The sequence below is a fragment of the Erwinia sp. S38 genome, assembly GCF_016624545.1.
Taxonomy (GTDB): Bacteria; Pseudomonadota; Gammaproteobacteria; order Enterobacterales; family Enterobacteriaceae; genus Erwinia; species Erwinia coffeiphila.
This window is the reverse complement of the sequence record NZ_JACVTS010000003.1, coordinates 57174-79037: the sequence shown is the minus strand read 5'-3', so window position 1 is coordinate 79037 and position 21864 is coordinate 57174. Positions and strand designations below refer to the sequence as shown.

The window sequence follows — 21864 nt, the reverse complement described above, 5'->3', positions numbered from 1 at the left end:
ATTGTCGCACACGGTTAATTATCGTGCGGAAGAATTCGGCAAGGGCTAAAACGACAGCTCGCGTATCAATACCGCATGTACCCGCTGCCACAGTTTGACCGCCAGGCTTTGCGATTCCCCCTTCAGCGATACCGTGCCGCTCAGTACCTGCTGTGGTGCCGGGCTGTCGGCCGGCAGTTTCAGAACCACGCGATACACCGCCTGTTCCGGCATCAGCCTGCGCTGCGCGTCGCTCAGCGTCGCCACCGGACCACCGTAGACCGAAGCCAGTTCCGCCAGCGGCTTCATGTCCGCCAGCGCCGCATGTTCTATATCCACCACGGTAATCTCACTGGCCGCACGGGAGGCATCGCGTGGATAGAAGGTGCCGCTGTCGCCCACCTTCAGCCGCCGCCAGTCCTGTTCGGACACCAGCGCCTCCACCACGCCGCCCTGAGGACCGATCAGCGTACCAAGCCATTCTCCCGCAGGCAGCCATTCGCCCGGCGTGAGCGGCAGCATCTGATCCACCATCACACCCTCGGCCGGGGCGCGCACGGTCAGCGCCTGCTGCTGCTGTTCCAGTACCTGGAGCCGCTGATTTGCGGCCTCACGCTCCTGCCGCACACGCTGATGATTCTGCGCTGCACGGCGATTCATTAGCTGATACTGCTGCTGCCAGTTGAGGGTGGCCACCTGCTTTGCCAGCTGCTGGCGCTGGTGCGACTCACCGTCGGCCTGCAGGATAAACAGCGGCTCCCCGCTCTTCACCTGCTGTCCGGGTTTCACCAGGATCTCCCCGACTTTTCCGGCCAGCGGCATATAAAAACTGTGCTGCTCGGCGGCACGCAGCAGCGCCGGAGCGGTAACGGTGCGCTGCCACGGCACGATCAGCGCCAGCAGAGCCAGCGTGACCCCCGCCAGGGTCACCCCAAGATGACGATTCATTCGATAATCCTTACGTCGTTTGGTCCATTCACGCAGCTCCTGCCAGATCGGCAGCAGGATAAACCAGCCAATTTCCACCGCGAACAGCGCCATTCCCAGCAGCTTAAACGCCATGTGATAAACCAGCAGCGCAATCCCGGTAAACAGAAACAGGCGATACACCCAGGTGGCGAAGGCGTAGCTCAGCAGCGTGCGCCGCAGCCAGTCCGGCCACTGTTCGGGCGGGGCATCGCCGAGCCCGAACAGCCATTCGCGCAGCCGCCAGCGGGCCAGCGCAAAGCCGCGCGCCTGCAAATTCGGCACGCCCAGCGCATCGGAGAGCAGGAAGTAGCCGTCAAAGCGCATCAGCGGGCTGAGGTTGATCAGCAGGGTCATTATCCAGGTGGTGGTCGCCAGCATAAACGCCGCGCTGCGCCACATGCCGTCCGGCAGGAAGCTCCACGCCAGCGTCGCCCAGGCCGCCAGCGCCAGCTCCACCAGCATGCCGGAAGCCCCTATCGCCAGCCGCTGGCGGCGCTTCGGCAGTTTCCACGACGCCGAAGTATCGGTGTACAGCACCGGCATCAGCACCAGCAGCGCCACCCCCAGCGTAGAGACGCGCGCGCCGTAGCGGGTGCAGGTAAAGGCATGCCCCAGCTCGTGCAGGCACTTGGTCACTACCAGCGTCCCCCCGGCCAGTAGCGCCCCCTCCAGGGTGAAGAAGTGCAGGAAGGTATGCAGAAAGGTTTGCCACTGGCGGCTGGCGAACAGCAGCCCGCAGGCCCCGGCGGCCAGGGTAGCCAGCCAGAACGGTCGCCGATAGAACAGCTCTACGTGCGGCAGCAGCCGTTGCAGCATACGGTGCGGATGCAGCAGCGGAATGCGCATAAAAAGATAGTTATGCAGCAGCCAGCGCCACCAGACGCTGCGGCTCTGCTGCTGCTGATTGAGGAACTGCTTCAGCGCGGCTTCGCCCTCGGGCCGGGTCAGCGAATGAAACTGCAGGAAGCGGCTGAAGTTTTCCACGTCCTCGTCGCCGATCTCCAGCGGCAGCCGCTGATTCACTTCGGCAATCAGCCTCTGACGATCGCCCAACGACCAGCGCGACAGCAACGCCATCTCCAGCCAGCCGAGGCGGAAAAAGCGCCCGCGCTGCGGATCTTCCAGCGTCCAGCTGGGGGAACCGTCCCAGTTCGCCGGGCCGCGATGCAGAATTAACTCTTCGCGCAGCGGCGGTAAATCAACAGAAACCCCCACGGTTATACTCCCAGCCAGACGCGCATCGCCGACCACGGCTTACGCAGCAGCCAGGCAATCAGTACCGTGCGTTCGCCGTAGATTTTCGCACTGCCCTTCAGCCCAACGCGCAGCAGCGGGTCCGGCTGGCTGAATCCGGCGCGCAGCCGGTAGGCCATAATATTTTCCGCCGTCAGCGCCGCCCGGTAGCCGGTCTGCTGTAGCGTTGCGGCCACCGATTTATCCGGCGCAACGTTGAGGAACAGCCGCACGTCGGCACCCGGTGCCAGCGCGATGGCGTCGGCAGCGGGCAGTTGGATCTCCAGTTCGCTGTCCGCCGGATCGGCCACCAGCATTATTTTCTCGCCGACCGCCACCGGACGGCCGGTAAGATCGCTGACGTCATCAAAAATCGCCACGCCGTCGCGCGGGGCGACCAGCTCGGTACGCGCCAGCTGCGCCTGCAGGAAGGCCATTTCAGTGCGCCCCTGCTCGCGGCGGCTGGCCAGCACTGCCAGCTGTGCTTTAGCATCGGTATCGCTCAGTGCCTGCTGCTGGGCCTGGCGATATTCACCGTCGCTGGCGGCAAACTGCTGTCTGGCACTTTCCAGCTGATTTTGCAATTCGCGGGAGTCCAGCCGCACCAGCGCCTGGCCCTGCTTCACCGCCTGATTGGGCCGCACCAGGATCTCATCAATCACCCCGGCCAGCGGCGCACGCAGCAGCGCCGGGCGATGCGCCACCACCTCCGCCGGTGCAATCACCGACTGGCGCACCGGGATCAGCATCAGCGCCAGCAGCACGGCGCAGGCGGCAATCACTTTACCGCGCTTCGGCTTCTGCCGTTTAGCGCCACGTCGGTTATTCAAGCCGAACCAGGCGTGACCAAAGGCACCGCCCAGCTCTTTCAGCAGCAGCAGGTCGCCGTCCTGCCACGGCGTTTCACGCAGCAGCAGCAGCGCCAGTCCGGTTTCACCCTGCGCGGCAGGCAGCGGCAGCCACAACCCGTACGCGGGCAGGTACTCCTGCCACACCGCGCGGTCGGCGGGGTCCAGCACGCTGGCATCCAGCCGCGACGGCTGACTGTAACTCTGCTGCCAGCGCGAACACAGCCGGGCCATCTCCTGGCTGAACGGCGCGTGGCCGTCCGGCGCGGCGATGCCTGAAACGGCACGCAGCCTGCCGCTGGCACCGTCCCACAGCAGCGCCTGGCGGTAGGGCGTCAACCGATGAGTTTCATTGACCATAAAGAAGGCCAGTTCGTCACTGCTGGCCAGCTCACGCACCCGTCCCTGCAGGCGCAGCAGCTCGCTCAGCGCCCGCAGATGCCCTTCCGCTGCCGCAGCGTGGTTCATCTCACTCATTGCGCCGCCGTGTCGGAGGTGGCAGGCAGGCTGAACTGCGCCGCGCCGCTCATGCCAGGCAGCAGCAGGCCGTCGCCCTTCTCTTCAATACGGCCAAACACCTTCACCGACTGGCTGACCGGATCGACCGCCGAGGAGAGGCGGACAATTTTCGCCGGATAGCTTTCCCCGGTTTCATCCAGCGCCACGGTAAACGGCGTGCCGGCTTTCAGCCAGCGCAGCCAGCGCGACGGCACAATCATTTCCAGCTCAAAGGCGCTGTCGTCGTACAGCGTCAGTAGCGGCTTGCCTTCCGGCACCGTTTCCCAGTTGCGCACCAGCGTTTCGGTCACGCGGCCGGAGAACGGCGCTTTCAGCACGCAGCGGTCGAGCATCGCCCGGTTTACGCCGCTTTCCGCCTGCGCCATGCTCACCGCCGAACGCGCCTGCTCAACGTCCGAGACGCTAATTGAGTTCAGGCGATCCAACCGGTTCGCCACCGCCAGCTTTTTCCGCGCCGCCTGTTCGTTGGCGCTGGCATAGTTCAGCTTCTCTTTCAGCATGGTGCAGTCGAAGCTCAGCAGGGTGGCACCCTGCTTCACCCGATCGCCCTCTTTCACCGTCAGCGTATTGATCCGCGCCGCAATGCCGCTGGAAAGCGTGGTCTGCTGTACCGCGCTGAGCTGGACGCGCACCGGTTCCGGCGGCGCATCCTCCGCCAGCGCGCGGTCAGCACACACCATCATCAGCGCCAGCAGCAGCGGATACGCCCGTTTTTTGCTCATCACTGCGCACCGCCGGACAGGGAGCTGTAGCTGTCCCACATGTTGCCTGAGCTCACCGCGTACGGCTGGCTGCTCACAGCCTGCTGTGCAGGCGTCGGGGCCGGTGCCGGACGGCTGGCGGCCAGCAGCGCGGCAGAAGGCGCGGCGGTGGTCACGTTACCGGTCGGTGCACCCAGTGCAGGCACGGCAATCGCGCCGTTTTCAATCTGTTTGCTGGTGCTGTTAATGCTGCTGCTCAGCGCGGCCAGGCTGGTGTCGTTAACGCGGTCCGGCAGAATATCCAGACCGGCGGCCTGCCAGATGCTACCCAGCGCGTTCTGCATCACCGCAAAGCTGCGGTCGCGGGCGCGGGTAGTCAGAATGGTTTCGGTGCTGACGCGGATCTGCTCCATCTGGGTGGCGGCCTGGTTGCGGTAGCTAAGATCGGTCTGCTGGTAGATACCCTGCTGAACGCGCGCCAGTTCCTGATAACGGTTAAACATCTGCACGCTGCTCAGGTACTCCTGCCAGGAGACGTTAACCTGGGCCATGACCGCCATGCGCATCGCCTGGCGACGGGCTTCCGCCACCTGTTCGGCCGACTCGCCCGCACGCTTCACTGACGACCACGCCAGCACGTTCAGCAGATTGCCGCTGACCTGCACCCCGGCAGAGGCCCAGCCGTGGTTCACCAGGTAGCTGTTGCTGTCGCCGTTCACTCCGGCAAACAGCGTCGCACCCGGCATCAGGCGCAGCAGCGAGCGGCGGGTTTCCAGCACCGCATTGCGCGCTTCGTAGCTCTCCTCGCGGATTTCCGGGCGGCGAACCATGGAAATATTTTCCAGATCGCCCAGCGTGTAGCTCATCTTCGGTGCGACCATGCTGCTTTCAGCAGGCACCACCAGACTGAAGTCGCTGGCCGGCGGCAGGTTCATCAGTGACGACAGGCGGGCTTTCGCCAGCGCCAGGTCGCTGTCCACCACTTCCAGCTGGCGTACCATTTCCAGCATATTTTTCTGGAACCGCAGGGATTCTACCGGCGGCAGCAGGCGCTCACGTTCGGTAGCGCGGGCGTACTCCAGCGAGCGTTTCGCCTCGCCCAGCGCACGGGTCACTTCCGGCTTCAGGCGCTGTGCGGTCGCCGCTTCCCACCAGGCGGTACGCACCTGACGGGTAATATCCGCCACAACTTTGCGGCGGCGCTCCTCGGCGGCGAGGGTTTTATTCGCCTGCATATGGGCGTTAACGTAGCTGATACCGAAGTCCAGCACGTTCCAGCTCATGGTCAGGTCGGCGGTGCGGGTGGTCTGATCCTGGCTGGTGGACGATTCCAGCGACTGCTGGCCGGTGGTCACCGACTGGCTGCTGGAACCGGCTACGTTGTCGCGGGTTTGCAGCCCGGCACGGGCCGCCAGCTTCGGCAGCATATCCAGACTGGCCACGCTGCGCAGATCGTCCTGCATCGCCTGCTCCATCAGCGCCACGCGCTGCTGCAGGTTGTACTTCAGCGCGCGGGCAATCGCTTCATCCAGGGTAATGTTGCCGCGCACCGGTTCCTGATCGCTGAACATCTTGGTGCGGTCGGTCATCGCCTGAGTCACCTGCTCGGCGGGGGTCATTGCCTCGGGGGTGACGGCGCATCCGGCCAGCAGAGAACAGGCCAGCGCGACGGCCAGGCTTAAACGACGCGGCGCGCTGAACGGCGCCTGTACGGGTGCAGAAACAGAGGTAAAGTGAGTCACTGAAAGCGTTCCCATCGTATTGAAATTATTCATTTATAAAGTTAAATCCCTGTTAGTCACGCGCCAGCGCATTCAGCGCCTGGAGCAAATCGTCGCCGTCGCCGCGTAGGGCATTCAGCGAGTGTGATACACCCTGATTAAAGGCCACATCCGGCTGCGTCTGAGCGCGTACCCCGGTGGTCGGTATCAGAAACCGTTCGCTGGTTTCCGCTGCCGCACGCGCAGACTCACTGCCGTGCAGCGTTAACAGCAGCGCCGGCGCACCGCCCACCCGCTCAAGGCGCAGCTGAACCTGGCCAACGCGGCCGGCATCGGCGGCGTTAATCTGCAGTTCGCTGTGCGCAGCGTCATAGCGTATCCACTCCGGCAGCGGGCGGCCGTTGGCCAGCTGAACCGACACAATGCCGCCGCGCCCCGCCAGGCCAGGCGGCAACGCATAGACCTGCTGACCGTTGCCGCCGTCGTGCCATTCACCGCGCCATGCGGTGGCGCGTGCCAGCGCCGGGTTATCGGCGGTACGGGACGTGAAGTTGACCTTCTCCAGCGTCGGCATCAGCGTTGGCATCAGCGGATCGAGCTGCCACGGCGTGGCCTGGTAGTCCAGCGGACCGCTGGCCAGCACCGGGGTATCGCTCAGCACCAGCGGGTCGCGCGGTGCCCCGGCGCTGACCGGGATAAATTCCGGCTCGCGCTCCTGCCAGATAAAGCGTTCAGCATCGCCGTCCGCCTGCGGGAACAGCGTGACCGGGGTCATCACTACCGGTGAGACTCCCGCGCCCGCAGGCTGGATAGTCAGCGTAAAGGTGCGGCTGGCCACGCCGCCGTAAGGATCGGTGACGCTAACGGTAATCAGGTAGCTGCCGTCGGTGGCGGCGCGGCCGCTGAGGGTGCGACTGTCGGCGTCAAAGCTCAGCCCGTCCGGCAGTCCGCTGACGCTCCAGGTCAGGTCATCGCCGTCGGCATCGTTAAACAGATCCGCGGGCAGCGTCTGCTGCCAGTTGATGCCGGCAATCGGCTCGTCCGGGGTGAAGGTCGCGTCGGTGACCTGCGGCGCGCGGTTAGCCAGCAGCACCAGCGTGCGGCTGACGCTGGCGCCCCAGGCATCGGTCGCAGTCAGCGTCAGGGTGTAGCGCCCGGACGGCAGCGTGCCGCTCAGCGTGTGGGTTTCAGCATCGAAGCTGAGCCCCGCAGGCAGGTTATCCGCCTGCCAGGTCAACGCATCGCCGTCGGCGTCGGTAAACAGCGTGTCGGCCAGCGCCACGCTAATGGCCGTACCGGACGAGACGCTGAAGCGGGTTTCGCCCGTGCCCAGCTCCGGTGTGGTATTCACCCGCAGTTCAAGCTGGCGGGTTGCGCTGGCACCGTCGCCGTCGGTCACGGTGATGGTCAGGGAATAAACCCCTGCCGAGGTGGCGGTGCCGCTCAGCGTGCGGGTGGCCGCATCAAAGGTGATACCGTCCGGCAGGCCGCTGAGACTCCAGCTCAACGTGTCGTTATCAGCATCGGTAAACATCCCCTGTGGCAGCGTCGCGGTGTACGCCGTACCGAGGGTGATCACCGCAGGCTGATAGCTGACGTCGGTGCTCTGCGGCGCGTGGTTAATGGTGACAGCCTGCTGCCAGGCACCGCTGGTGAGCTCACCGTCGCTGACAATAAGTGACAGTGTCACCGTGCGCCCGGTGCTGTTGTCCACATTGTTCCAGACCAGGCTGCTAATCACCCGCCCGGCGGTGGCGCTGCTGACGCCGTCGGCGAAGGTCACAACCAGCACGCCATCGTGCTGGCTGAAGCTGCCAATCACCGTACCGTTATCCACAACCTGACCGTCGGCGTTCAGCGTCAGGCCGCTGTCGGCGGTGAAGGCAAAGCTGCCCAGTCCGCTGCTGTCGGTGACGGTTACGCTCGCCCCGCCGTAGTTGCCGCTGCCGTCGTTAAGCAGATCCAGCGCTTTATCCTTCAGCGTCACGTCGCTGCTGAAGTTCAGCTCCGCGCCGCTGCCGACGGTGTAGCGCACCTCTTCCACCACGGTAATCAGGCTGGCGAGCTGGCTGCCGCTGACGATCACCCCACCGTCGCGGGTGGTGATAATTTTGGTTGCGCCATTCAGCGCCGCGTACTCGCTGCTGCTCCAGCTGGAGGTCAGGGTCAGCTGGCCGCTGTTGCCGATGCTGTAAGCCTGCAACGTGCCGTCGCTCAGGGTGACGTAGATGCTGTCGTTGCTGGTCGCCAGCGCGGTCACGCCGCTGATATCGCTCATCACGCCGGTCTGCACGATCTGGCCGCTCTTCTGGTTCAGGCTGAAGATCTGCAGGCCGCTGCTGGTGGCGACATAGATCAGGCTGCCGTCTTCGCTGGCAGTAATTGCCGACGGTGAGTCGATGGACAGCTTGCTGCCGCTGGCGTCGGTGTCCTGATCGAAGACCGCGCCGAGCAGCACCAGCGTACCGTCAGCCTGGCGCTGGTAGACGATAATGGCGTTGGGGAACTGGCTGGATACCGGATCGGTGACGATAAACAGATAATCGCCGCTGATTGCCTGCGCCACCGGCTGCCACAGATGCGGCGGATCGAAGGCATTGGCTTCGACATCCCCGAGACTGGTCATCTTGCCGGTTTCGGCATCGATGGCGATCGCGCTGAGACCGCTCTGGTTATACACGTAGATAGTCAGGCCGTCGCCGGAGACCAGCACCGAGCTGATATCCCACATTTCCATCCTGTCGTCCTGCGTCAGCGTGCCGTCCGCGCCGATGCTGAAGGTATTAATGCTGTAGTTGTAGTCATCGTCAGATCCGCCCTCGGGCACACCGCTGGTGCTGATCACCAGCTTGCTGCCGTTATCAATCAGGGCGATCTTGTCGATTTTACCCAGCCCGCTGTCCATGTTGCCGAGCCAGGTCAGCGCACCGGTGGCGGTATCGCGGCTGAACAGCGCAATCTTGCCGCTGCCGTCGATAACGTACAGGCTGGTGCCGTCATCCGACAGCACGCTTTGGGTAATCGTGCCGAGGCCGCTGACTTCGCTGAGGCTTCCGGCCCAGCTGAGCTTATCGCTATCCGGTGAACTGAGCTGCGGACCGGCGTCCTGCGCCTGTAGCGTAATCACCGAATGGATATCCAGATCGGTGCTGTCGCTGCCGCCGAGCGCGGTGCCGCCGTTGTCTTTGATGCCGGTCAGCACGATTTCGCGGCTACCGAGATAGGCATCCGGGTTGCCGTAGCTAAGGGTGTTGATTAGCGTCTGGGCCTTTTCGGCGCTGATGCCCGCGTCGCTGACGATAGTAACCGAGGCCACGCCGTCGGTGACGCTGACGGTGACCACGATATTGCTGTCGGTCAGCACGCGAACGCCGTCAGCCAGCAGGACATTTTTACCGTCAATCACCAGATAATCGCTCTCGCCGCTTACCAGTCCGCTGACGCTGAGGGTGATTTGTACGATGCTCTGGCCGTCTTCGATGGTATCCACCACCGTGTTGCTGAACACCAGCGTGCTGCCGCTGGTGTCGCGATAGGTCGGGTCGGTCGCCTGGCTGCTGGCTTCCGGCGCGTCGTTAATCTCGGTGATGTTGACCTTCACCGACTGGCTGGCGGTCGTCCAGGGATCGCTGATGCTGACCACCATCGTCAGGGTGCTGCCCGGCGCTTTACTGGTGCTCTGCCAGCTGATTTGATGCAGAACCTGGTTGGCGACCGCGGTGGTGACATCGGCGGTAAAGGTGACGGTCAGCGTACCTTCGCTGACGGTAAAACTGGCAATCGCGGTGCCGTTGAGCAGGATATTGCCGTTCTCCAGCGTCAGCCCGTTCCCCTCTTTCAGGCTGTAGCTGTCGTCGGCGTTGGCCCAACCCTCGCGTTCCATCGTAATGGTGGCGCCGTTGTAGTTGCCCGCACCGCCGTTGGCCGCATCATAGTCGACGTCGCCGAGCACCAGCTGGCTGGCGATCTCGCTGCTGCCGCGTTCGGTCCACGCCACGGAGACCAGATCCGTTGAACTGTCGAACGCGCGCAGGCCGCTCTTGTAGTAGCGCGAACCGCCGTAAATCGATTTTCCGTCGGCGGAGACCGCCACGGCAATCATCGCGCCGTCGCCCTGAATGGTATTGCGGAAAGTCAGGCTGCCATCTTCACCAATGGTGTACACGGCCAGGCTGGCTGCGTTGGTGCCAACGTACAGCGCCGTACCGTCGGCGGAAACCGTCACCGACATCGGGAAACCGCCGACCTCGGAGCTGACAGATTTTGACGAGATCAGGCTCATGCTGCCGTTCGCCGCATCGTAATGCAGCACGGTGAGATAGCCGTTAGTGCCGGTCACCACATAGACATAACCGTCATCGGAAACCGACATCTGGGTAAAGGTGCCGTTCAGTCCGCTGCTGGAGCCCAGCGTGCCCGCGCTGCTGGCGTTGCCGTCTTTATCGGTCCAGGTCAGCGCAGTGCCATCGCGGGTCAGCTTCCCGGCATAGCTCAATACGCCGCTGCTGTCGGTGCTATAGAGGCTCATGTTGCCGGTGCTGCTGATGACGTACAGCGTACCGTTGGCGTCCAGGCTCATGCTCAGTGCGCTGCTCAGCCCGGTAAAACTTTCCTGTGCGGTCAGTTTGCCCTGGGCATCCACACTGTAGCGGTACAGCCCGCTGGCGCTCACCGCGTAAACGCTGCTGCCATCATCGGACACCACCAGCTTCACTGCCGTGGCACCGATTTCCGCGCCAGAAATCAGCGTCAGCGAACCGTCGTCGCCGAGAGTAAATGCCTGGAGCACCGCTTTGCCGCTGCTGTTAGTGCCGGACAGATACAGGGTGTTGCCATCGGCGGAGAAGGCCGACTGGGTGGTGCCCTGAATACCGTCGATTTCAATACCGTTGGCGTCGTTACCGTCATTGACGCTGCCCTGGGTATAGGTTTTTTGCAGTGTCAGCTCGCCGGTACTGGTATCGCGGCTGTACACACTAACGTAAATGGTGCCGCCCCAGTTGGTGCTGGTGCCGCCGATCACCACCAGGCTGGTGCCATCGTCGGAAAGATTGATCGCATCGACATAATAACCATAGCCCGACAGGCCGCCTTCGCTGGTGTAGATCAGCGAACTGGACTGCGGGCCGAGCGTAGGTGTGGTGTTGGCGGCTTCATCGGCGGTAATCACCCGCAGGGTCATATCGCGGCTGGCGCTGTCGTCGGACTTATCGGTGACGGTAATGGTCAGGTAGTTATCGCTAAGCGAGGTCGCCGTACCGCTAATGGTCAGGGTTTCTGCATCGAAGGTCAGCCCTTCCGGCAGGCCCTCCAACGTCCACGTCAGCGTATCGCCGTAAATGGCATCGGCATCGTTAAACAGCGTGGTGTCCAGCTTCAGGGTGAACGACTCGTTGACCACCGCCGAGCTGAGCTGGCTGCTGGCGTCCCAGTTGGTTTGCGGCGCGCGGTTATCAATCTGCGCGACCGCCAGTGACAGAGTCAGGCTGGCTGAGGCACCGGTGCTATCCTTCGCGCTGATGGTGATGCTGAACGTGCCGACCGCCGTAGTGGAGCCGGAAATCGTGTGGGTCTCGGCATTAAAGGTCAGACCGTCCGGCAGGCCGGTGACGCTCCAGATCAGGTTTTCGCCGTCGGCATCGCTAAACAGCGCAGGCAGCTCCAGCCAGTAGTCCGTCTCGGTAGTGGCCTGCGGCAGGGTATAACCGGCGACAACCTCCTGGTTGAGCAGCGGACTGGTGTTGACACGCAGCAGCACGGTGCCGGTGTTGCTGTTCAGCTGGCCGTCGTTAACCACCACACTGAGCGTCACCAGCGCGCTGCTGGTCCCGGTGGTCGCCCACATCACCTGCTGTAGCACCTGGTTGGCGGTGGCGGTGGTCACGTCGGCGGTGAAGGTAATTTTCACCGTATTACCGCTGGCAGCCACGGTGCCAATCACGCTGCCGTTCAGCAGCAGCTGGCTGCCCTGCCGGGTCAGGCCGCCGTCGCTGGCGAAGCTGTACTGGCTGTCGCTGCTGCCGGAGGCGGTCAGGGTGATCGAGGCGCCTTTATAGTTGCCCGCGCAGTTGTTCAGCACGTCAAAGTTGCTGTCGGAGACGTTCATGCCGGTGGTCACCGCCACCGGGCTGCCGCCGACGGTGTAGGTGATCAGCGAGGTATACACCTCCACGCTGCTGCCGCCGACCACCGCCAGCGAGGTGCCGTTGCTGGCCAACGCGGTGCTGCCGCCGGTGGTCTGGCTGCTGACCAGGGTGAGCGCGCCGGTGCTGGCAATGGCAAATACCGACAGCTGGCCGCTACTAGTGCTGACGTACAGCAGGCTGTTGTCGCTGCTGATGGCGACATCCTGCGCTGAGGTAATGGTGCGGCTTTCGACCTGCGTTAAAATGCTGCCGTTAAAGCTCCAGGCAATCAGCGCACCGGAGCTGGTATTCAGGGTATAGATCACGCTGCCGTCGCTGCTGGCGGCCAGCTGCCAGGCAGAAGTGAAGTCAAACGATGAGGTGATGGTGGTGTTATCCACCTCGGTCAGCGTACTGACGCCATTCTCAGTCGTGAGTTTTAGCACGGTCAGGGTCTGGAAACTGCCGCCCGGAGACATAACGAATACGTAGTCTCCTACCGTCGTCAACCCGGCCAGACGGTCAACGTTGCCGGTTAGCCGGCTGGCAAAGGTCAGCGTGCCCTGCGCATTGATGTCGTAGACATAAATCCCGTTGACGCTGGAACTGATGTAAAGATGTTTGCCATCTTCACTGACAACCATATTGATCGGCCGGTCGCCGATAGTTTCCTTGCTGGCAAAGGTCAGTGTACCGTCCGCTGCGCGCGTCAGGGTGATAATAGAACTGCTGTAGCTGTAACCATCGGCATTCTGTACCACATTAAGCAGATAAACCGCCTTATCGCCCACCGCCATGCCGCTGGTCACGGCAAAATTAGCCGTATCGCTAAAGGTTTGCAGTTTGGTCAGCACGCCGCTGTCGGAAACGCTGTAAACCACCACGCTGCCCTTGCTGCTGGCGACGTAGGCGAATGCACCGTCCGGTGAATAGCTCACGGCATTGGCGCCGTCGGCAAGATCGGACACGGTGAGATCGTCCAGCAGCGTCAGATCGCCGGTGCTGTCCACTTCGGGCGCGAGGTTTTTATCGTTATCGATGGTCACCGTGCTGCTGATATCAAGATCGGTACTGTCACCGCCCACGTCGCTTAGGGTGCCCAGACTGACGGTCACGCTGCCGTTGCTTACCTCACCGTCCAGCGCGCGATAGCTGATACCGTTAATCAGGCTCTCTACCGCATCAGGGGTCACGGTACCTGCGTTGGTCAGAAACAGCGTTATCGTGGTGGTGTTATCGGCAATCGCCACGCGGTAGGAGTAGTGGCTGTTGGCCGTTTCTCTCGTTTCGCTGGTGGTGGTCAGCGTAATCGCCGTGCCGTCTATCACCAGCGCCTGGTTGCTGCCGCTGGTATTCACGCTGAGGGTCAGCTTGCTGATTTCTTCACCGGCACTGTCCGCCGATACGCTGGCGTTGCTGAACAGGTGTACGTCGGCACCCGGCGTGCCGGAAGCGTCAATGCTAAACACCGCATCGCTGGCCGGCGTAGCGGTGGCGACCGGTGCGGTGGTGGCAACGGCGGTAGCGTCGGCCACGTCGGCGGCGGTAGTGACCGCTGCGGCATCAAACATCATGCGCGGCTCAAGCGCCAGCGTCAGGCTCCAGGCCGGGCGTGTGGATGATTTTTTCATGAGTTCACCTAATAATTAACGCGTTCTGCCGGATGAATTACTCGATCAGGCGTACGGAACTACTCTGTTTATCGATACTCGCCAGAATGTCATCCAGCTTGTTGCTGATTTGACCTTCTGCCCCGGAGAAGCTGGAACTGTCGGCAAACTCCACCGAACCGCCATTGTTGTTGGTACACACCTGCAATCCGGGCAGCGCAATGCGGTCAAACAGCCCGCGACCAAAATCTTCCGGATCGCCCGGCCGCACGCCGATGAAATAGAACTTGATATCGCGAGTGCGGAAGCTTTCGCACAGTGAACGGAAGCGCGCGGTGGCGGCCGGGGTGGCCTGACCTGTTTCTTCGCCGCCGTCGATCGCCTCGCCCACCCAGGCGTTATAGGAGTCGGTGTCGAACCAGTCGCCGGTGGTGTTGGCCATCATCACAATCACTTTCAGGTTGCCGCTGCCGCTGTCGTTAAAGTCCAGCGGGTATTCGCTGTCACCCCAGCCGTCACCGCCGCGGAATGCCGGGGACAGCGCCATGGCGCCCCAGCCCATGGCAATGGCGTAGTTAACGTTGAACTGCGATTCCATCTGGTCAAGGCGGTCGGAGATCTTGCCGAGATCGTCGGTCAGCGGCAGCAGCGCCGCCGTCGGGCAGCCCTTATCGCCGACGATAAAGCGCGTGTCGTTCACCCCGGTGGCCTGGCCGAAGTCCGGGTTCGGCCCCACCCACTGAATAAACGGCATCCAGGTGGCGTTAATCGGCAGATCGTGGCGGTAATGAATCCAGAAGCTTTTGGCCGGTGCCTCTTCCCAGAAGTAGTTATCCCCTTGATCCAGGCCGCGATAGAGGCACATGCGCTTCGTCTGCAAATCGGGCATCATGCGGCTGGCCATGTTGGCAATACCGTAGTCGTTGTTACGAAACAGCGACGTCAGTTCGACCGGCGTCAGCGCCTGGTTCAGCGACCAGCTGCGAATGCGGGTGCTCCAGTTATCGGCGTCCCAGACGCTGACGGACTGGCTGTAGGGCACCAGCGCCATCCGCCGATCGGGGAAGTCGGTGAGAAAATCATCGGCAAAGGTATTGGTCAGGCGGCGCAGCACGGCCAGGTCGCCAGCCTGCTCGCTGGAGGTGTTCGGCAGTATCATCGCCAGTTCTGCCGGGCGGTAAATCATCTCGGCGGTGGAGTAGATCTCCTGCTCCTGCGAGCCGACATCCAGCAGTTCGGGATCGCTGGCGTAGCTGACGCTAACGGTAAAGGTGCGATGGGCTTTGTCCGTGCGCCCTTCGCTGACCGCAATATCGGAGATCCGCAGCTGTTCCGCCAGGCGGCTGTTAAGGCCGAGGTTGGTCCGCACGTATTCCCAGGCCAGCTGCTGCTTTTCGCCGTCGCCAAAGCTGCTGTTATTTTTAATCAGCGACTCGCGCCCTACCGCCAGCGCCGCCGCATCCGCCGCGCGCTTGATCTGCGCCGCGTCGCCGGTGGTCTGTACGCTGTCGAGAATAAAGGCCCCGCTGACCAGCAGCGCCATCATGCCCAGCACGTAAAAAGCGGTTCCTGCGCCTTTTTCCTGGCGGCAGAAACGGCGAACCGCGCGGTTCAGTACGCTGAGGGAGTTATTCATCGGCGTCTTCCTCCAGCCCGGCTTCCGCCGCCAGCGTGGCGTCCAGCGTCAGGGTATTGCGGGTAACACGGTTAATGGCTGAAACCTTCAGCTGGTTTTTCACCGTCAGGCCACCCAGCATGGTGAGATCGCTGCCGTTGCGGCACAGTTCCACCACAATCATCGACACATTCTCTTTCCCCGACTCTTCATTCACTTCCGGCAGTTCACCGGGCCAGGTGCTACCCGTCGGCACCACGTTATCGGTACAAATACCGGTGTTATTGCCGCGCAACAGCTGCCAGTAGACCTGGCCGTTCTGCCGCACATTGGCGATATTCAGCTGGTAGCTGCCGGTGTTTTCATCGGGGATACTCGCGGCAAGCAGCCCGCTCAGACCCTGGCGGCTCAGTTCACTTTGCATCGCCAGCACCGAGGCAATCGCCCCGGCGCGCTGCTCCATATGCTCGCGCTCCAGCTCGACGGTGATCAAATCGGTCAGTACCGCCCCTGCCGCCAGCACGATCGGCAGCGCCAGCGCGGTTTCCACCGCCAGCGAGCCGTGCTGTTGCCGCCACAGGCGACGCAGAAGGTTATTCATCGTTCAGTTCCGTGCCGAAAACGTGTTTGTACTGGTAGCGGAAGGTGTTCCCCAGCGACAGCACTTCCGGCAGCGGCGAGAGAAACTCCTTTTTGATCTGCACGGTCACCGACCACACCGGCAGCGTCTGGCGATTTTCGCCCTGCTCGTCGTCGGACACCGTCAGGCCGCCCAGTTCGCTCAGGCTGTCAAAGTGCAGCACGCTGACCGACAGATCCTCGGCGGAGATATAGCCGTAGCCTGCTTTCACCATGCGGCTGCGCAGCGAATCGGCCATATCGCTGGCGCTTTCGCTCTCCAGCGTGTCCAGGCGAAACGACTGCACGGCGTTATCCAGCGCCACGCTGCCGATGCCGATCACCAGACCGATGCGCGCCAGTTCGAACAGCATCATCACGCCCACCAGCACCACCGGCGCAAGGAACGCCAGCTCGGTGGCGATCACCCCGCGATCGCTGCGCGCGGCGGCGGAGAGGCGGCGCAGTTTTCCGCCTGTCATTGGGCGTTTTCGCTTAGCGGCAGCATCTGGGTGCTGGCCAGCAGCAGCGGATTGCCGTTACCGCCTTTCTGTTTCAGCTCGTCGGCGCGGGTGCTCAGCGTGGCGATCAGCCCGTCGATGCGGTCGGACGCGGCCAGATGGGACAGCGTGTCCCGCGCGGCGGCCTCATCCCCTTTATAGAGATACGCCAGCGCCAGGTTCAGGCGCAGCGACGGGTTGTTCATATCGGCGGTGCGCAGCTGGCCGATGGCGCGATCCGGCTGACCGCTGGAGAGCCAGGAAAGCGCAAGGTTGTTCATCACTGCAATGTTACCCGGCTCGCTTTGCAGCGCCTGCTCGAAGCGGCGGCGGGCCTCGTCGTGGCGGCCCTGCGCATCCAGCAGCACGCCCATGCCGTTGAGTGCAGTGGCGTTGCTGCCGTCACGGCGCAGCGCACACTCGAAGTCTTTTCCGGCGGTGGTCATGCGGCCCAGCGCCAGCTCCGCACGGCCCATGCCGAGGCACAGCGCCAGCGCTTCGGTATCGGCCATTTTGTCGATATTGCCGCCCAGCGCGTTGCGGGCACGGCCATACAGCGCCAGCGCCTGTGCAGGCTGCTGCACCGGTGCGCTGACGGTGGCGTATTCCAGCATCTCGGCCCCGTCCAGCTTGCCGCGTGCGTCCAGGCGGGCATAGACTTCGCTGGCCGCTTCCAGCCGCCCCTGATCGCGCAGCAGGCGCGCCAGCTTCAGCCCTTCATCTTTGCTGCCCTTCAGGGCCAGGCCGGAACTGCACCCGGCCAGCATCAGGCCGCAGATCAGCGCCAGCAGCAGGCGCGGGGTAAACAGTGACGGAGCGTTTTTCATCAGCATTTCAGGATCTCTCGTTATTGGGCCAGCAGGCGGATCACACGCAGCAGCGCGGGCGCGGCCATAATGGCGATAATCGGCGGCAGAATAAGGGCCATCAGCGGTACGCTGAGCTGCGCGGGCAGCTTCCCGGCCTTCTCTTCCAGGGTCAGCAGCAGGGTTTTACGGCTTTCATCGGCGATGGTGCGCAGCGCCTGAGACAGCGGCGTGCCGTAGCGCTCCGCCTGCAGCAGGGTGGCGACCATGCTTTCGATTTCCGCCACGCGGGTGCGCTCGGCCAGGTGATACAGCGCGGTGTTACGGTCGGCAAGAATTTGCAGTTCGGCGGCGGTATAGCGCAGCTCGTCGGCCATTTCCGGTGCGGACAGACCCAGCTCTTTCGAGACCACCTGCAAAACGCGGCCAATCGGCAGGCCCGCTTCAGCGCAGACCACCATCAGATCCAGCGCATCGGGCACCGCACGGGCCAGCTTTTCACCGCGACCGGCGGCGCGCATCTTCAGCCAGAACTCCGGCAGCAGCCCGCCAACGAAGAAGCCAATCAGCATGGCCGCCAGCCCGGTCAGGCTGAAGCGGTCACCGGCGGGCAGCGCGCCGACGTTAAGCAGTAATCCCAGCGCCACGCCGAACGCCAGCTTGCCGCTCAGCAGCCAGCCAAGCGTTTCCACGCGACGGAATCCGGCCAGGTCCAGCAGGCGGCGCAGCTGCTGGCGATCGCGGTCCGACCCCGCCATACGCTCGCCGAAACTCGCCACCGGCAGCAGCACTTTCTCCAACTGCGGCGACAGTGCGGCACCCTGATTACGCAGAATGCTCAGTTCATCCGCCGTGCTGCCCTGCTCTGCGTCACCGTTACTGATATGCGGTGCCAGCCGCGCCTGCAGGCGCTGTAGCGCGCCGCTGCGGCGGCTTCTCAGCAGCAGCCACAGGCCAGCAACAATCAGCAACAGCGCCAGCCACAGCATAGAATCCGGGTTATGACTCATGGTTTACGGCTCCTTACGCGATGCGTTTAACCATCAGATGGGTGATCAACATGCCCAGCGTGATGCTGCACAGCGCGTAAATCAGAATGGTGCTGCCCACCGGATCGCTGAACAGGAAGGTGATATCCTCCGGCGATTTGAGGTACATGTAGCCCAGGCAGCAGGGGAACAGCGCGGCGACGATCTTGGCCGACGCGCGGGCCTCTGAGGTTTTCGACTGCACCTTCATTGCCAGCTCGCGGCGCTGGCGTAGCGTGGTGGCAAGCCGCTCCAGGGTTTCCCCCAGACGACCACCCGCTTCCTGGTTGATAATCAGGATCACCGCGAAGAAGCGGTATTCGGCCATCGGCACTCGTCCGGCGGAGGTCTGGATCACCTGGCGCAGTGGAATACCCAGCTTCAGCCAGTGATCGATAGTGCGGAACTCGGTCGCCAGCGGGCCGCTGAGGTGCGATGCGACCTGACCAAAGGTGTTGGCAACCGGCACCCCAGCGCGCACGCTGCGGGTGATGGCGTCAATGGCGTCCGGCAGCCCTTCGCGCAGCTGGTGCAGGTGCTTTTGCAGCGTACTGCGGAACAGCAGCACGGCGATCGCCAGCGTGACCAACACGGAGAACAGCAGGCCAAAGGTCAGCGCCATCGGCGTGCGCTGGCCGAGGGTCATGCCGATCAGCAGCCCAACGGCGGAAAGGATCAGCAGGCGCTTGCGCAGGGTTGGCTGCCAGCCGATAAACACCAGCTGCTGCCACAGTTTCGCCAGCAGCGGCCCGAGCAGCGGCACCGAGGCCAGCGGCGTCTGCGCCTGGCTGCGCAGAATCGACACATCCTCTTCACCGGCGGCTTCCGCCCCCTCACCGAGAATTTGCGCGAAGCGCAGGCGGCGCTGTTCGTCCAGCTGGCGCTGACGCCGCCAGTGGCTGACGGCCAGTACCACAATCAGCACGCTGAGAAATACCAGCCCGGTGATCAGATTCAGCTTAAACGCGTTCATCAGGCTCCCTTAATGCGCATCGAACAGGTGCGCTTTGTCCGCGTAGAACTGCGGGCGCTGGATTGTCTGCACGTATTCGCCGGTGATGCGTCCCTGGCCATCTGAACCAGTGACGCGGAAGTTGAACAGGTCCTGCATTTGCAGCACCTCGTTTTCCATGCCGCACAGTTCGCTGACCGCCACCACGCGGCGCATACCGTCGCGCATACGCTCAATCTGTACGATCAGATGTACCGCACTGGCGATCTGGCGGCGGATAGCCATCAGCGGCAGCTGCATATTAGCCATCATCACCATGTTTTCCAGGCGCTGAACCGCATCGCGGGTGGTGTTAGCGTGCACGGTACACAGCGAACCGTCGTGGCCGGTGTTCATCGCCTGTAGCATGTCGAAGCACTCGCCGCCGCGCACTTCACCCAAAATAATGCGGTCCGGACGCATACGCAGGGCGTTACGCATCAGGTCGCGCTGGTCGACTTTGCCGCTGCCCTCGGCGCTGACCGGGCGCGTTTCCAGACGCACCACGTGCTCCTGCTGCAATTGCAGCTCGGCGGCGTCTTCGATGGTGATAATGCGGTCGCTGCTGTCGATTTTCTGCGACAGCGCGTTCAGCAGCGTGGTTTTACCAGCACCGGTTCCGCCGGAAACAATCACGTTCAGCCGCGCCTGCATCGCTTTGTTCAGCACGTCCGCCATCGCCGGAGACATACAGCCCTGCGAGGCCAGGTGCTCCAGCGACAGGTTGCGTCTCATAAATTTACGGATCGAGATGGTGGTGCCGTCGATCGCCAGCGGATAGGTGATGACGTTGACGCGGCTGCCGTCCGGCAGACGGGCATCGACCATCGGGCTGGATTCATCAATGCGGCGACCCACGCCGGCGGCAATGCGCTGGGCGGTGTTAAAGACGTGCTCTTCGTCGATAAAGGTGATCGGCGACAGCTCCAGCTTGCCGAAGCGCTCGACAAACACCTGTCCGGCACCGTTAACCAGAATATCGTTGACCGTGTCGTCAGACAGCAGCGGCTGGATCGGACCGATACCGGTCATCTCGTCCAGCATTTCACCGGCAATCAGCTCTTCTTCCTGCCGCGACAGCTGCAGGCGCTGCTCATCACACAGCTGGCGAATGGCCGACTGGATTTGCAGCAGCAGCTTGTCGCGGGACATCGCCGCTGCACGACCGGCATCGATCAGGTCGTAGAGCTGCGAACGGATCAGTCGACGGTTGCCGTTGCGGCTTTCCACCTGCGGGCGCGGCGCGGCAGAAACCTGGCGCGGCTCCGGCACTTCGGCAACGCTGGCCGCCTGCGGTGCGGCGTCCGGTTTTCTGACCGGCTCTTCGCGGCGCGGGGTCGCGGGTTTACGCATCAGCATGGGATTTTTCCTCACGTTAGTTCGCTCAGGCGCGCTTAAGCAGGCCGTTCAGCCAGTTCTTTTTCACCGGCTGCAGACGCTGCCCGCAGGCGAGATCCACCAGCTGGCGCATCGCCTGGCGGAACGGACCGCTGGCGGCCAGATCCAGCGCCCCCAGGCTCAGGCTCTGCCCGAGTCCAACACCGGCATGTGGCAGCACAAGGTCCAGCGGACGGCCAACCAGCGCTTCAAACTGCGCGCGGGTCAGCGGTGCGGCGGCGGCATAGTGGCTCTGGTTATGCACCAGCATCAGCCGCTGCCCTTCGCTCTCGTCGCCGATGGCCTGGATGATGCGCTTAACGTTGCGCGCGTCCTGCACCGTCAGTTCGGTGACGATAATGCGCAGGTCGGCACAGCAGATCACATCCAGCGCGCCGTTCGGGAACGAACCGGGCAGATCCCACACCACCTGATTGAACATGCGGCACAGGCTGCCGCCGAGGTGCAGCACCGCGTCGGCATCCGGCTCGCTCAGCGGACCTAAATCCGGTTTTTGCGCCAGCAGGTGCAGACGGGTGTCCACCTGCAACATCGCACGCTGGAGAAGACGGGTATCAAGCTGGCTGCTTTCCAGCACCGCCGACAGGCCGCCGCTCTCGCTCACGCCCTGTAGCAGCAGCTGATCGCCGTGGCGGCGGTCGAAGTCCACCAGCGCCACCGGCAGATGCCGTTCGCCGGACATCAGCTGTGCCAGCCCGGCAGCAACGGTGCTGGTGCCCACGCCGCCGCTGGCACCGACAACCGCCACGGTGCGCCCGGTGCGGGCATATTCCGGGCCGGACTGCTGGCCGTCGCACTTCGCCAGCGTGGCGGAGAGCAGGTCGAGGGTGCAGGGTTTCACCAGATACTCGGTCACACCCAGCTGCAACAGCGCACGGTACAGACCAATATCCTGCCCCTGGCCGAGCGCGATAATCCGCGTCTGCGGGCCGCACATCGCCATCAGGCTTTCCAGCGCCGGCAGCGGCCAGGCTTCGCCGTCCAGATCCACCAGCAGCACCTGCGGCGGCAGATTCACTTCGCACCACTGTGCGGCGGCGCTCAGGCCACCGGCCAGCACCTGTGCATCGCTGCGCTTCAGCCGCGCCAGGTCTTCACGCAGCTGGCTCTGCGGCCCGCTGCCCTGGATAAACGCCACCAGTCCGGTGCCCCACTCTTCGCCTTCCTGCTGGGCGGAATTCGTTGCCTCGCTCATACGCTTAA

At 63.2% G+C, this 21864-nt stretch carries 13 protein-coding genes; all 13 read right to left on the bottom strand.

Annotation, left to right across the window (positions count from 1 at the left end):
• Positions 1-45 precede the first annotated feature (45 nt).
• Genes IBT46_RS04720 through IBT46_RS04660 form a run of 13 tightly spaced genes read right to left on the bottom strand, consistent with a single transcriptional unit; the run spans position 46 to position 21856 of the window.
• Positions 46-2181: an HlyD family efflux transporter periplasmic adaptor subunit gene (locus IBT46_RS04720; protein WP_370569398.1), complete on the bottom strand. Its 2136-nt coding sequence runs from the start codon at positions 2179-2181 to the stop codon at positions 46-48.
• Entirely contained in the window at positions 2166-3506 is a 1341-nt protein-coding gene (locus IBT46_RS04715) for an efflux RND transporter periplasmic adaptor subunit (RefSeq protein ID WP_200544484.1), read from the bottom strand. Before IBT46_RS04715 ends, IBT46_RS04720 begins: the two co-directional genes overlap by 16 nt.
• The gene (locus IBT46_RS04710) at positions 3503-4231 is read right to left on the bottom strand and encodes an efflux RND transporter periplasmic adaptor subunit (RefSeq protein ID WP_234472018.1); all 729 of its coding nucleotides are present in this window, start codon (positions 4229-4231) and stop codon (positions 3503-3505) included. Before IBT46_RS04710 ends, IBT46_RS04715 begins: the two co-directional genes overlap by 4 nt.
• Before the next feature lie 38 nt (positions 4232-4269).
• Positions 4270-6024: a TolC family protein gene (locus IBT46_RS04705; RefSeq protein ID WP_200544480.1), complete on the bottom strand. Its 1755-nt coding sequence runs from the start codon at positions 6022-6024 to the stop codon at positions 4270-4272.
• 19 nt (positions 6025-6043) lie between these two features.
• Entirely contained in the window at positions 6044-13726 is a 7683-nt protein-coding gene (locus IBT46_RS04700; protein ID WP_200544478.1) for a putative Ig domain-containing protein, read from the bottom strand.
• 37 nt (positions 13727-13763) lie between these two features.
• Positions 13764-15341: a hypothetical protein gene (locus IBT46_RS04695; RefSeq protein ID WP_200544475.1), complete on the bottom strand. Its 1578-nt coding sequence runs from the start codon at positions 15339-15341 to the stop codon at positions 13764-13766.
• A complete protein-coding gene (locus tag IBT46_RS04690) occupies positions 15334-15921 on the bottom strand; it encodes a TadE/TadG family type IV pilus assembly protein (RefSeq protein WP_200544473.1) in 588 nt (195 codons plus the stop codon). The genes IBT46_RS04695 and IBT46_RS04690 overlap by 8 nt, the downstream gene beginning before the upstream one ends.
• Positions 15914-16420 carry a TadE/TadG family type IV pilus assembly protein gene (locus tag IBT46_RS04685; RefSeq protein WP_200544471.1) on the bottom strand — a complete coding sequence of 169 codons (507 nt, stop codon included), beginning with the start codon at positions 16418-16420 and terminating at the stop codon, positions 15914-15916. The genes IBT46_RS04690 and IBT46_RS04685 overlap by 8 nt, the downstream gene beginning before the upstream one ends.
• A complete protein-coding gene (locus tag IBT46_RS04680; RefSeq protein WP_200544469.1) occupies positions 16417-17271 on the bottom strand; it encodes a tetratricopeptide repeat protein in 855 nt (284 codons plus the stop codon). The genes IBT46_RS04685 and IBT46_RS04680 overlap by 4 nt, the downstream gene beginning before the upstream one ends.
• A gap of 14 nt (positions 17272-17285) precedes the next feature.
• Positions 17286-18254 carry a type II secretion system F family protein gene (locus tag IBT46_RS04675; RefSeq protein ID WP_200544467.1) on the bottom strand — a complete coding sequence of 323 codons (969 nt, stop codon included), beginning with the start codon at positions 18252-18254 and terminating at the stop codon, positions 17286-17288.
• A 13-nt stretch (positions 18255-18267) separates the two neighbouring features.
• The gene (locus IBT46_RS04670; RefSeq protein WP_200544465.1) at positions 18268-19245 is read right to left on the bottom strand and encodes a type II secretion system F family protein; all 978 of its coding nucleotides are present in this window, start codon (positions 19243-19245) and stop codon (positions 18268-18270) included.
• A 9-nt stretch (positions 19246-19254) separates the two neighbouring features.
• Positions 19255-20622 (bottom strand): CpaF family protein, encoded by a 1368-nt coding sequence (locus IBT46_RS04665; RefSeq protein ID WP_200544463.1) that lies wholly within the window; start codon positions 20620-20622, stop codon positions 19255-19257.
• A 25-nt stretch (positions 20623-20647) separates the two neighbouring features.
• On the bottom strand, positions 20648-21856 hold the full coding sequence (locus IBT46_RS04660) for a hypothetical protein (protein WP_105594313.1): 1209 nt from the start codon (positions 21854-21856) through the stop codon (positions 20648-20650).
• Positions 21857-21864 lie beyond the last annotated feature (8 nt).

Bases quoted from the DNA above. Each gene is read 5' to 3' on its own strand.
- IBT46_RS04695 (WP_200544475.1), bottom strand. From the start codon at position 15,341: ATGAATAACTCCCTCAGCGTACTGAACCGCGCGGTTCGCCGTTTCTGC.
- IBT46_RS04670 (WP_200544465.1), bottom strand. From the start codon at position 19,245: ATGAACGCGTTTAAGCTGAATCTGATCACCGGGCTGGTATTTCTCAGC.
- IBT46_RS04690 (WP_200544473.1), bottom strand. From the start codon at position 15,921: ATGAATAACCTTCTGCGTCGCCTGTGGCGGCAACAGCACGGCTCGCTG.
- IBT46_RS04665 (WP_200544463.1), bottom strand. From the start codon at position 20,622: ATGCTGATGCGTAAACCCGCGACCCCGCGCCGCGAAGAGCCGGTCAGA.
- IBT46_RS04700 (WP_200544478.1), bottom strand. From the start codon at position 13,726: ATGAAAAAATCATCCACACGCCCGGCCTGGAGCCTGACGCTGGCGCTT.
- IBT46_RS04710 (WP_234472018.1), bottom strand. From the start codon at position 4,231: ATGATGGTGTGTGCTGACCGCGCGCTGGCGGAGGATGCGCCGCCGGAA.
- IBT46_RS04660 (WP_105594313.1), bottom strand. From the start codon at position 21,856: ATGAGCGAGGCAACGAATTCCGCCCAGCAGGAAGGCGAAGAGTGGGGC.
- IBT46_RS04685 (WP_200544471.1), bottom strand. From the start codon at position 16,420: ATGACAGGCGGAAAACTGCGCCGCCTCTCCGCCGCCGCGCGCAGCGAT.
- IBT46_RS04675 (WP_200544467.1), bottom strand. From the start codon at position 18,254: ATGAGTCATAACCCGGATTCTATGCTGTGGCTGGCGCTGTTGCTGATT.
- IBT46_RS04680 (WP_200544469.1), bottom strand. From the start codon at position 17,271: ATGCTGATGAAAAACGCTCCGTCACTGTTTACCCCGCGCCTGCTGCTG.
- IBT46_RS04705 (WP_200544480.1), bottom strand. From the start codon at position 6,024: ATGAATAATTTCAATACGATGGGAACGCTTTCAGTGACTCACTTTACC.
- IBT46_RS04715 (WP_200544484.1), bottom strand. From the start codon at position 3,506: ATGAGTGAGATGAACCACGCTGCGGCAGCGGAAGGGCATCTGCGGGCG.